Source organism: Streptomyces niveiscabiei (assembly GCF_001419795.1).
Classification (GTDB): Bacteria; Actinomycetota; Actinomycetes; order Streptomycetales; family Streptomycetaceae; genus Streptomyces; species Streptomyces niveiscabiei.
This window is the reverse complement of the sequence record NZ_LIRL01000006.1, coordinates 1-11047: the sequence shown is the minus strand read 5'-3', so window position 1 is coordinate 11047 and position 11047 is coordinate 1. Positions and strand designations below refer to the sequence as shown.

General features: G+C 67.6%; 14 protein-coding genes. 11 read left to right on the top strand and 3 right to left on the bottom strand.

All coding sequences use genetic code 11. The features are described 5' to 3' along the window. Positions 1 to 460: 460 nt before the first annotated feature. Positions 461 to 1741 (bottom strand): hypothetical protein, encoded by a 1281-nt coding sequence (locus AOK24_RS48245; protein ID WP_159051756.1) that lies wholly within the window; start codon positions 1739 to 1741, stop codon positions 461 to 463. A 252-nt stretch (positions 1742 to 1993) separates the two neighbouring features. Between AOK24_RS48245 and AOK24_RS00340 the strand changes: the two genes are divergently transcribed. Both AOK24_RS00340 and AOK24_RS00335 read left to right on the top strand, forming a co-directional pair. After that, the gene (locus tag AOK24_RS00340; RefSeq protein WP_055717995.1) at positions 1994 to 2440 is read left to right on the top strand and encodes a GntR family transcriptional regulator; all 447 of its coding nucleotides are present in this window, start codon (positions 1994 to 1996) and stop codon (positions 2438 to 2440) included. Between the two features lie 11 nt (positions 2441 to 2451). Further along, on the top strand, positions 2452 to 3012 hold the full coding sequence (locus AOK24_RS00335; protein WP_206191114.1) for an HD domain-containing protein: 561 nt from the start codon (positions 2452 to 2454) through the stop codon (positions 3010 to 3012). Here AOK24_RS00335 and AOK24_RS00330 read toward each other — a convergent pair. Both AOK24_RS00330 and AOK24_RS00325 read right to left on the bottom strand, forming a co-directional pair. Beyond that, a complete protein-coding gene (locus tag AOK24_RS00330) occupies positions 3009 to 3482 on the bottom strand; it encodes an NUDIX domain-containing protein (RefSeq protein WP_055717993.1) in 474 nt (157 codons plus the stop codon). The genes AOK24_RS00335 and AOK24_RS00330 overlap by 4 nt on opposite strands. Continuing rightward, positions 3479 to 4249 carry a helix-turn-helix domain-containing protein gene (locus AOK24_RS00325; RefSeq protein ID WP_055717992.1) on the bottom strand — a complete coding sequence of 257 codons (771 nt, stop codon included), beginning with the start codon at positions 4247 to 4249 and terminating at the stop codon, positions 3479 to 3481. The genes AOK24_RS00330 and AOK24_RS00325 overlap by 4 nt, the downstream gene beginning before the upstream one ends. Positions 4250 to 4945: 696 nt before the next feature. On the opposite strand from AOK24_RS00325, the gene AOK24_RS00320 reads away from it, so the two are divergent. The 9 genes from AOK24_RS00320 (at position 4946) to traB (ending at position 10989) form a co-directional block, all read left to right on the top strand. Then, positions 4946 to 5230 carry a hypothetical protein gene (locus AOK24_RS00320; RefSeq protein WP_055717991.1) on the top strand — a complete coding sequence of 95 codons (285 nt, stop codon included), beginning with the start codon at positions 4946 to 4948 and terminating at the stop codon, positions 5228 to 5230. Then, positions 5227 to 5550: a hypothetical protein gene (locus tag AOK24_RS00315; protein ID WP_055717990.1), complete on the top strand. Its 324-nt coding sequence runs from the start codon at positions 5227 to 5229 to the stop codon at positions 5548 to 5550. Before AOK24_RS00320 ends, AOK24_RS00315 begins: the two co-directional genes overlap by 4 nt. Continuing rightward, complete coding sequence (locus AOK24_RS00310; protein WP_055717989.1) at positions 5550 to 5936, top strand: RRQRL motif-containing zinc-binding protein; 387 nt, start codon at positions 5550 to 5552, stop codon at positions 5934 to 5936. The genes AOK24_RS00315 and AOK24_RS00310 overlap by 1 nt, the downstream gene beginning before the upstream one ends. Beyond that, complete coding sequence (locus tag AOK24_RS48240; protein WP_055717988.1) at positions 5933 to 7021, top strand: hypothetical protein; 1089 nt, start codon at positions 5933 to 5935, stop codon at positions 7019 to 7021. The genes AOK24_RS00310 and AOK24_RS48240 overlap by 4 nt, the downstream gene beginning before the upstream one ends. Positions 7022 to 7370: 349 nt before the next feature. Further along, entirely contained in the window at positions 7371 to 7547 is a 177-nt protein-coding gene (locus AOK24_RS48235) for a hypothetical protein (RefSeq protein ID WP_159051755.1), read from the top strand. Positions 7548 to 7560: 13 nt separating this feature from the next. Then, a complete protein-coding gene (locus AOK24_RS00300) occupies positions 7561 to 7788 on the top strand; it encodes a hypothetical protein (RefSeq protein ID WP_055717987.1) in 228 nt (75 codons plus the stop codon). 94 nt (positions 7789 to 7882) lie between these two features. Continuing rightward, the gene (locus AOK24_RS00295) at positions 7883 to 8401 is read left to right on the top strand and encodes a hypothetical protein (protein WP_055717986.1); all 519 of its coding nucleotides are present in this window, start codon (positions 7883 to 7885) and stop codon (positions 8399 to 8401) included. Then, complete coding sequence (traA, locus tag AOK24_RS00290; protein WP_055717985.1) at positions 8401 to 8946, top strand: plasmid transfer protein TraA; 546 nt, start codon at positions 8401 to 8403, stop codon at positions 8944 to 8946. The genes AOK24_RS00295 and traA overlap by 1 nt, the downstream gene beginning before the upstream one ends. A gap of 18 nt (positions 8947 to 8964) precedes the next feature. Then, complete coding sequence (gene traB, locus AOK24_RS00285; RefSeq protein ID WP_055717984.1) at positions 8965 to 10989, top strand: plasmid transfer protein TraB; 2025 nt, start codon at positions 8965 to 8967, stop codon at positions 10987 to 10989. Positions 10990 to 11047: the final 58 nt, after the last annotated feature.

Sequence of the window (11047 nt, the reverse complement as noted above, 5' to 3'; positions counted from 1 at the left end):
GTCCGTGGGGGTTCGCGGGGCAGGTCAGAGGGGGTTCGCGTACGGCGGCGAACGGTGGCGTTCGTCGGTGCACTGGACAAAGACCAGGACAACGAGCGGCCCCAGAGCCGAGGTCTCAACTCAGACGCGAGGGATGACGCCAACGAACTCTTCGCCCTTGTGGTTGCCCACAATGAGGGCGAAGCCGTGGCCGGCCGCGCAAGTGAGGTCGACCCGCACGTATCCGCCTCGGGTGCCGAGGGGACTGTCGTAGTCGTCCCTGTCGGGCTGCACGGTTACCGCCCCGTGGTCACCTCCGGCGGCTGCTCGTTCGACCTCAGAGATTCCACAGGCTGGACACATGAGCTTCCACTGAAGGTTCCACGACTCGGAGGCACTGTCCGTGGGTACGAGGGTGCCGGCGTGGGACATTGGCATGGCGGCTCCATGAGAGATAGGGCTTTAGGGGCGTCTGGAGGGGTCACAGGACCCTTCCCTGTGCAATTACGATCTGTTCTGCTGTAAACCGCATCAGGGGAATTTCGCGAGCCAACTCCTCATCGTGCGCGAAGGGTGCATATTTTGGCAGTTCTCCTTCTTTGGCGTGAACCAAGGCATTCCTAACTTTGTAAATTCTTTTTGAGATTGCGCCGCGCACTGCCTCCTCATCGTTCGCGCGAATGCTTACTTTGCTTGCGTTGGCGAAAGGGACGTCGCTATTTGCATAGTAGTCGACCAGGCTGGTGTCGTAGGCGTCTAGGTCGGCTACGAGGCGAGGAATGCTGACGAATCTATCGAGCACCAATTGTAGTGAACGCTGCTCGTTCACCCCGCCCTCATCTTTGATCTGACCTTTAATTTTGGTGACGGTCCGAACGATGGACTGGATATCCTTATCTCGGCGCGCGGAGAAAGATGGATCGGTGATACCTGACCGCACCTGGTTTATCAAATCCTCATTGAACACCTTCCCGAAAAAATGCTCAGCGATATGATAGTAGGCCAGGTATTCCAGTAGGGGAATTTCTGCGGCGACGCCCATGAGGTAGTGATGTACTAGGTCCGCGTCATAGGTTTGCCGAGGTGCGTCAAGGGCGCCAGTTTGGGTCCTACGGACCCGCTGGATAGCCTGCGGTCGAAACATCGATTCTAGGCCGATTCGGGCCGCTGCATCGGTGTTGTAAGCGGCATGGAATAGGAAAGAGTTGGCAAGCGTCTCAAAATCTGAGCGAGCTTTGGCGGCGGTAATGCGCAATGTGGTAGCGCGAAAACCCACTGCAAGTAGGTCAAAAAGTGACTCAGCTTCGAGCGGGCGGCCGCTCCGCGCTAGCGCAAAATCCTGTCGGTCGCTGCCTCTGAGTCGGTTCAGTATCATCCTGTTTCTCGCCGATGTCAGAAAGGTAGGATTTTGCGCAACTGTGCAAAGCAGATAGGCGGCGAACTCTCGGGACGGTCTACCGACTTTGAAAGTCACAGGATTGTCGCCTTGACCCGTGAATGTCTTGTCTTCGAAAAATCTATCGAAGGCGCCGATTGAGTCGAGCGAAACCAAGGAAAACTCTGCTTCTTTTTCCCACTGGAAAGAGCTCTCGGTCTTGGATTTTGCCTGGTTGAGGTGATTTACGATTGCGGAGATTTCAGTACTGCTTGCGCCGCTGATTGTCTTTCCTTCGGGCAGCTGAATGGGGTCACGTAGGGTGAAGTCTCCGATTTCCTCCCCGTTGCTGCGAAATACCAATCGCAGTGCCTTCATGATGGACATTTCATCTACGATGGGCTGCCCGCTCATATCTATCCCTCTATGTCCATGAAAGCGTCCTTTCTGGGGACGCTCTTCCTATAGAGGTATTATGGCTAGCGGAATGTCGGTATGCAGAGGTTTGAGGAAAGTCGAACGTCAGTACGAACATTGATGGTCGGATTCCCTGGTGCACCTACTGAGCGGCAGCACGCCCATGGGAAGCTGGAGTGAGGCGTCACCGAACGCCGACGAGGCCGATGAAGGGGAGGTCACGTGCCGCAGGGCAGTCCGCGAGGTACGTACCTGGTCATTGCGGAGTCGCTGAGAAGCGAGATCCAGGCGGGGCAGGGCATTGACGCGTTGCCGTCAGAGGCCGACCTGATGGACTCACACGATGTCTCCCGGAACACGATCCGCCGCGCGCTCAAAGTTCTCGAAGCTGACGGGGTTGTCGAATCCGCGCCCGGGATCGGGTGGCGTGTGGTCCGGGAAGGTGACCGGCGGTCGCTCGCGGAGCGCATGACGGACGTGATCAAAGAGGACTCACTCTCAGTAGGAGACACGTACCCGTCCGAAGCGAAGCTGTGCCAGCGGTTCGGAGCATCACGTACGGCGGTACGCCGGGTACTCGCGCAGATGGAAGGCAACGGGCTGCTCGCCACGGTTCACGGCAAGGGGCGGACAGTGCGTGCCCTCCCTACGTCAGCCGCGCGGCCGTAACCTTGGCCGACATGGGACTGACTGAGTGGGCCTATGGGCTCTCTGAATCGCTGCTTTCCGATCCGCTTCCGCGTAGGTGGGAGCACTCCCTGGGGGTGGCTAGGCGCGCTCGGTCCCTGGGACCGATCCTCGGAGATGACGCGGAGCTGTTGGAGGCCGCTGCGGTCCTGCATGACATCGGCTACTCGCCGTCCCTCGCGGTTACGGGCTTCCACCCGCTCGATGGCGCGCGGTTCCTCCGGGACCAGGAGAACGCGGACGACCGGGTCGTCCGCCTTGTGGCGCACCACTCGTGCGCCTTGCTGGAAGCTGAGGAACGCGGACTCCGGCACGACCTGGAGAGCGAGTTCGAGCTTGAGCGGCCCGACCTGGTCGATGCCTTGCTCTACTGCGACATGACGACGACGCCAGACGGTACGCAGACGACGCCGACCGCGCGCCTCGACGAGATCGTGCAGCGGTACGGCCCGGACACGATCGTCGGCCGTTTCATCCAGCGCGCGGCCCCCGAGATCCACGCCGCATCCAAGCGGGTCGGGGACCGGATGGCCAAGGTCACTGTGGGCGGTTAGCCGATGTAGGGCTCTTGTCGCACGTCGTCCAAGCCGTGCCTGATTCGCAGCATCATCGAAGGGTGAATGTCGAGTCCGTCAAGGTCCGCCGGTTCGATCCAGCGGACCTCTTTCGACTCGCTACTCGTACGTAGGGAGCCGCCGACGGGGTGGGCCCGGAAGCAGATGGAGAACTGTTGCCGGACCTCCCCGTCGTCGTACGCCAACACGTGCTGAGGGTCGGTGTAGAGGCCCACGATGTTGTCGACTTCCACGTCAATGCCGGTCTCTTCCAGCACCTCACGGACGACCGTGTCACCGATGCGTTCACCGATGTCGTGGCCACCGCCCGGCAGTGCCCACAAGTCGTTGTCGGTTTTGTGGATGAGCAACAGGCGCCCCGAGTCGTCCCGCACCACCGCAGTCACCGAGGGGACGACGGAGTTGGCCTTGGGCGCGCTCGGGTCGCGGAAGTAGTCGATCCGGCTCATGAGTTCGTGCCTTCCCAATCGGTGGGTGAGGAGATCGGCCGCGCCGACTCCCACACCTTCTCAACGCTCTCAGCGTAGGCGTCGAAGAGTTCCCCGCCGGGGACGCGTCGCAGGTGAAGCACGGGGGCCATGTAGGCGCCGACCCCGTAGAGGTGGCCGTTCGCGAGCATCTCGTCATCGGCTTGATAGATCGAGTTGTAGAGCGTCGTACCGTGCAGGCGGAACTCAACTCCCGGCAGGCCGAACAACGGGCCGTAGTTGACGAGAGCGTTGCGAATCTTGCCCGCCATCGCCGCGCCGATCCCTTCGTCGTCCCCGCGTACGGCCACGGCCGGCGCCGTGGGCTCACCCAGCATGAAGCGGATGGGTACCCCGTCGGCTGACTTCTCCTTCACGATGCGGTGGAACGTCGCGTCCTCGGTGAGCCAGAACCCGGAGTACACCAACAGGTCGAACTTCCGGGTCGCTTGGGCGTAGAGGTCGGTCCAGAGGGTTTGCGGTACGACGGACCGGTGTGGGTACAGCCTGGCCAACTCCGCGTTGCCGGACGCCGTCACCTCGGCTGACGTCCGTTCGTCCGGCCAGAGGTACGAGACTTCGCACTTGAGAAGCGAAGCCGTGGCGTACTGGAAGCGGCGATACGGCTTGCGGGCAGGGTCGTTGATCCAGCGTTCGACAGTCTTGGGCGCGACTCCGAGCCGTTCGGCCACCTCATCGAGGGTCAGGCCCAAGTCGACTATCGCGCCGCGCAGTCGTTCGTTCGCCACGTCCAACCTCCGCTTGCCAGGGACGACTTGGTACGACTTCACGCTAGCCAAGAAGGACCCGAGTCGTACAGACGCGAAGTCGAACGTCGCCCCCATCGGCGCCAATCTGTAGGCACATCGAGCGCGAGGGGCTCGCGAACTCCAACTCAGCCGAAGGGCTTGACGCGGCGAACTTCTCTCTGCAAGATGAGGAACACGTAATACATGTTCCTCTCGGTCGGTCGCTTCGGCGAACCGACTGAGTGCACGAAACGCAGAGGGCGGGGACGCTGCAATCCCGCTAAAGGCCAGGTGGAACAGGGCTTCGGCCCGTACTGGCGAGGTGGCCCGGTGACCGCGAGCAACGGCCGGCGTGTGGGGACGTGGTCCCCCTTGCAGTGCTTTTCCGTGCCCCGGGGCGTCGCCCCCTGATTTGGGAGATCTGATGAGACGAACGAGGTGGGCGCCGCCGTGCAGGACCGGCCAGCGGCGCCCGTAGCCACCTGGCTGGTGCGCTGAACGCGCGCTCACAGCCGATCCGGTCCGCGTACCAGTGATCACGGTCCCCGGCATGCCGCCGCACCCCGGTGCTGCGGGTGTCGGGCGGCCGTGACCACTCGTGCCTGCGAGTGATCCCCCTCAAACGGCGAGCGTCCCCGGAGCGGCTACTCCGGGGACGCGGTTCGGGCCGTTGCCCGTAGAAGGAGATTCCGACCCATGAAACACATCGTTGCTGGTCATGTGGCCGTTACGGCGGTCGAGTTCGCGGAGCTGGCGTTGGGTACGCCGCCGGAGTTGTGGCTGGGGGTGGAGGGTGAGAGCGAGGTGGAGCGGGCGGCGCGGCTGGATGCGGCGCACGACATTCTGTCCGACCCCGACTTCGCCACCCTGCCCGACGACCTGGTACGGCTCGCCGCGCGGGTGATCGAGGAGCACCCGGAGCTGTTCGACGTGGTTCCCCTCGCCCGGCGTCGTGCGATGCGGCGGGGGGTCGCGGCATGAACGGTGCGATGACGCTGGACGGCCTTGCCGCCCCGCTGCGGGCGGTGCGGCTGCTGGCCCTGGACTACGCGGAGCTTCCCGCGCCGACGATCGGCGTCTCGGCCATCTATCCGGAGCGGCTGGAGCTGAGCCTGCACAACAGCCCCGCCGACTTCGAGGCATGGCGGGAGGTTCTCGGGATCACCCCGGACGGCGTGACGTACCGCGAGTTCGACGGCTACGTCTCGATGAGCGCGTCCGTCGAGTACGCGGGCGCGCTGCTGAAACTGATCGGTTACGCCGATCTTTCCGACGCCGCACCCGCCGGGGCGCCGGTCTGATGGCGGCACTGGCTAAGTGCTTCGACCCGGGCGGCGCCCGGTTCGGAGTGCCGACGTACCCGTGGCGGTACGCGCCCGACGGCTACGCCACTCGCCGTCAGCTCCGCGCCGCCGGACTTCGGCCCGGTGGTCAGCCGGTCGCCGCGCAGGTCCTGCGCCCGCGTTACCGGCGGGGCCCGCTGGTGGCCTACCTCTACCGGCTCGATCTCGCGCTGCCGGTACGCCCGATGACCGAGCCGAAGCGGCGTGCGCTGGCCTGCGCGATGCGGGCGCGGCGCACCTGCCCGCAGTGCCTCGCCGACGCCGGTTACGTCATCCCCCGCTCGCTCGGGCTGTGCGTGCCGTGCGCGTACCCCGACGACTTCCAGGAATCGGAGTCACCATGAACGCGCAGGAAACCGACTGGCGCGCGGTCGGCAGGAGGGCCGCCCACTGGGGACTCCCTGCCGCACTGACTGGCCTGTCGCTGGGCTGGACCGTGTACGCGGTCGGCGAGATCCTCTCCCGCCAGGCCCCGGAACCGCTCGCCTACACGGTGGCCGGCATCTACGACGCGGTGTGGCTGTACGCGCTGGCCATGGAGACCGCGCACCGTCGGCAGGGCTCGAACGGCACCCTCCCCGCGACGCTGGGGTGGCTGTTCCTGGTCACCTCGGTCGGCGTGCTGTTCACGCACGGCCTGATGGACGTCACGGCGGTCGTCGCCGTGATCGGGGCGGTCGTTCCGGGCGCGGCCAAGGCGACGCTGGTGATGGCGGTGGAGCGGGACGCCACCCGCATCTCGCCCGCCGCGCAGGGCCGGATCGACGCCGTCCGCAGCGAGACCCGCGACCAGGTCGCCGTGGGCCGTGCGGTCACCCGCGCCAAGGCTGACCGGCAGACCACCGCCGCCGCCCTCGATCGCGAGGAACGCAGGGCGCGCGGCAAGGCGCAGAAGACGCGCCACAAGGCGGCTGCGGACCTCGCGAAGGTCACCGACAGGCACCCCGCCGACGGCGCCGGCGTCGTCCCGGAGGTTCCGGCGCTGTTCTCGGACGACGACCTCGCCCGCGTGCTGGGCGAGTGGTCCGGCGGGGACACACCCCCTGTGTCCCCCGGTGTGTCCCCGGCCGTGTCCCCTGTGTCCCCGGCTGTGTCCCTGCCCGTGTCCCCTGTGTCCCCGCAGGTCGGCCCCGTGTCCCCTGCCGCTGAGATTCCCGCCTCCCACGATGATGACGGGGCCGGTCCGGTGGACCTGTCGGGGCTGGCTGAGGCGGCGGCCGTGGCCGGCGTCGACACCCCGCAGCCCGGCGAGTCGCTGAGCGAGGCTCAGCTCACGGTCGTCCTGCGCTGGCTGCGGCACTCGGAGAATCCCCCGCTCAGCTACCGCCGGGCTCTCGCCGCGTACCGCGCGGCCGGCTTCTCCGCGAAGGAGGAGCGGGTGCGCAAGGCGTACGCCGCGCTGGTCGACTCCGAGGACGCCGACGCGTAACCCCTGCCCCCGGCACACACCAATGAGGGCCAGCCCACTCGAATTGGGCTGGCCCTCGTTGCGACTGCCGGAAGCAGTCGACACCAGTGAAGCAGACCCGGAGAGCTGGCCGCGAGCGGAACCCTCGCAGACCGGCCGCGCAGACCCGGAGAGCTGAACTCACCACCCCGAACCGCCCCTTGGCACCGGGCCGGGGGCGTCCCATGCCCGAAGGGAACTTCCTGGTGAAACCCACTCTCGTCCGACGGCTGGTCCTGTCCGCCGCCACGGTGGGCGCCGTGTGGCTGACCGTGGCGGTCGGCTTCGACCTGGCCGGCTACGGCGTGCCGCTCCCGTTCCTGGGGGCCTTGTGCCTGGCCTGTCTGGTCGTGTTCCTGAACGCGGGTGCGAGGCCGACAAGTCCTGGTCGACGACCACCCACCGCTGCACCGCCTGCTCGTTCACGGTCCGGCTGACCCGCGCGACACCGGGCGAGTCCCGGCGCTGGCAGGAGATCGCCGCCGCCCACCCCGACCACACCGCCTGAACGGGGACATGCCGTGAGTGACGACAGCCCGGCCGACCCCGGCGCGTTGACGCCGTACTTCTTCATCATGACCGTGCAGCTCAGGGACGGCGGAACGGCCACCTTCGCGAACACCGTGAACGTCGCCCCCGGAGACTCCCGGGCCAAGGTCTTCGACATCGTCCGCCGTCACGTCGTCGGCGAGGTCGGCCACGGCGGCTTCACCATCCTGTTCTTCTCCCTGGAGCCCAACCAGCTCTGAACAGCACTTTTCCCACGCGCAGAGGCCCGGACGCCAAGCCGTCCAAAGCGCGCGTCCGGGCCTCTGTTTCCTTCGAGCAAGGGGAGCCTTGCCCATGTCCAGCCGTACCCGTGCCCGGACCGTGAAAACGGCCGCGGGCGTCCACACCCTCCGCATCCCCCGTCAGCGTGGCCGGCGCGGGGAACAGGTCGTCATCGTCGTCCCCGAACGGCCCACCCTCACCCGCCTCGCCGCCGGCTGGGCGGGCCGTGCCCTGTGGCGCTCGCGCCGCACCCTCGCCCCCACCGCGCTGGCCCTGACGGCACTCCCTCTCTCGGGCGTGCTTCACCTGCTGGCGTGGTGGTCGTCCCTGCTGCTCACCCCGCTCGCCCTCGCCCCGCTGGTGTGGCTGTGGGTCGTGCAGCGCCGCCGTCCCGCGAAGGGATCGGTCGTCCTGTGGCGTGCCGGTCTGTCCGCGCTCGCGACCCTCGCGGCCGTGTGGCTGAGCCTCGCCGCCGGTTTCGGCCCCCTCGCTGGGCCGCTCCCGCTGCTGTGGCTGCTCTTGTTGGTCGCCGCGCAGACCGTGTGGATCGTCGTCCGTCCCCGCACCGGCCGTTCTGAGGAGAGCATCTAGTGGCCACCACCGGCTTCCCCGGCGGCGCGAACGGCGCCAGTGTGAAGAACTCCAGCAAGGTCAACAACAAGAGCTTCGGGGCGACGTTCTCCCCGGGCTTCACCGTCAACGTCAACGCCACCGGCAAGAACAACGGCGGCGGCGCGGCCGGCGGGGCACGGTCCGGCGGCGGGCGGGGAGGGGTCCACCCCGAGTCCCTGCTCCCCGCCCCCGAGTTCACCTCCCCGGCGCTGGTGCGGAACTACTGCAACAGCCTGCGCGCCCTGTCCACCGGCCTCTCCTTCGAGCTGTCGATGGCCGCCGAGATCATGCAGGGCGTACTCGGGCAGGTGCCCGACCCGGGCGGGAAGCCGTTCGGCTCGAAGATGCGCGCCCGCCGCGTGGCCCGGAAGCTGTCGAAGTCCGCCGACGCGTTCAAGGCCGCCGCCGTCGCCGCCGCTGCCACCTACTCCGTGTTCCAGCAGGAGTTCGAGGAAGAGATCAACCGCGTCCGCCACCGCGCCCGGCCCCGCAAGAACGTGCAGATGAACTGGACCGACCAGTAGAAAGGCGGGTGAACCAGCATGGCTGAGCACGACTCCGAGCGCCGGCACGAGGAACAGCTCACCGGCGCGTCGAACGCGTCCGGCGTGGGCGCCTACCTCTTCCACCGCGTCAAGCCCTACCTCCCCCCGTGGGTCACCGTCGGCGGACTCGGCATCGCCGGCGCCGCCGGATCGGTCCTGTGGGAGGGGTCCGCGTGGGCGGGCGTCGGCCTCACCGCCGCCGGCTTCCTCCTCACCGGAACCGCCTGGAAGGCCGGGAAGTCGACCAGCGAACAGCGCCGTCTGCACTCCGCGATCACCGTCGCGGCCGGATCGGCATGGCTCACGGCCGCGTGCCTCTCCGGACCCACCGCCGGGCCGATCCCGGACCTCTACCTGATGGGCGGTCCGGCCCTGGCCCTGTCGTGGAACATCCGCGCCGTCCTGCGCCGCAACGTCGACCCCACCACCGACCAGGGCGCCGGCGACAAGGGCCTGCTGGAGAAGGTCGGGCTCGCCCGCACGACGCTGGGCACGGCGAAGGTGGAGCCGAACAAGGTCACCGTCCCCTACGCCCTCCCAGCCGGTGAGGGCACCAACGACGACATGGCCAAGGCCCTGCCGCGTATCGCGTCCGCGCTGGACGTCGCCCCGAACGCCGTGCGCTTCCGCCCCGACCCGGACTCGGCGCGCAAGGGGGAGCTGGTCATCGTGCCCGAGGACAAGCTGAAGGAAGTCCTGTGGTGGCCCGGCCCGTCCGCCCCCGGCGGCTCGATCGCCGAACCCCTGGTCATCGGACGCTACGACGACGGCCGCGAACTCCAGCTCCCCGTCCTCGAAGCACTCCACCTCCTCATCATGGGCGTCACCGGTTCCGGCAAGACGGAAGGTGCCCTGGACGTCCTCGCTGAGGTGCTGACCCGCCGGGACGTCGCCGTGTGGCTGTCGGACCCCAAACGCGGGCAGGACCTCGGGGAAGCCTTCGGCGCCTGTGACTGGGTCGTCGACACCCCCGACGGCGCGGCCGTCATGATCGAGGCGACCGCCACCGCCGTCCCCGCCCGCCAGAAGTGGCTGGGCGATCACGGCTACCGGTCCTGGTGCCCCGAGGCCGCCGGCCCGCAGAACGACCCCGCGCACTCCTGCCGTACCGGCGGGGCGTGCGGGTGCGCGGGGATGCCGTTCCTCGTCACGTGGTTCGAGGAGGCCGCCAACACCCTGCGCGCGGTCGACGACGACGTGTTCACCGGCATCGCGCAAGAGGCCCGGTCGGCGGGGGTGTGGCTGGTCATCTCCATGCAGCGCGCCTCCGGCTACCAGATCAGCACCGACACCCGCGCCTCCCTCCCCGCCTCCCTGTGCTTCGGGGTCGACGAACGCGACGCCGCGTTCGCCCTGCCCTCCGACGTCCTCGACGCCGGCGCGAACCCCGGCGCGTGGGGGAACAAGAAGCCCGGTTACTGCTACCTGGTCGCCCGGGGCATCGACGACCCGCTGTGGTCGACCCCGTCGCGCACCTACCGCAACGACCCCGTCGCCCTCGACTGGGTCACCCGCGAGTTCGCGAGCGTCCGCGCCGCCGTCGACCCGGTCACCGCCGGCGCCGCCGCCTCGATCGCCGGACAGCTCTACACCGGCCGCGACCAGAACGCCCCCGCCCCCGGCACCGGACCTGTCCCCGCCGGACGGCGGGAGTTGGAGGACACCGACGTGGACGACGGCATCACGGCCGGCCTGGTCGACCCCGAGGACGCCGGCATCGACCCCGACGCCGAACTCCCCGACACCGAGGACGGCGACGACACCCCGATCTTCGGGCAGGAGACGGGCCGCAAGCCGACCCCGCAGGAAGCGCGCCGGCTGTTCGCCGACGCCCTCACGGAGTTCGAGGAGAACGGTCAGATGATCGTGGGCCCGAAGGACTTCCTTGAGTGGTGCGACGGGCACGGCCTCTCCCGTTCCTGGGTGTCCCTGCGGCTGAAGGAGGCCGCCGTGGAGGGCCGACTGGAGCAGACGAACACCACCGGCCGGTGGCGCATCGTCCCCGCCCTAACACCCGCCTGACACCCGTAACGGTGTTACGCCGCCTAACACCCATCTCCCTAGGCAGACGCGGTGTTAC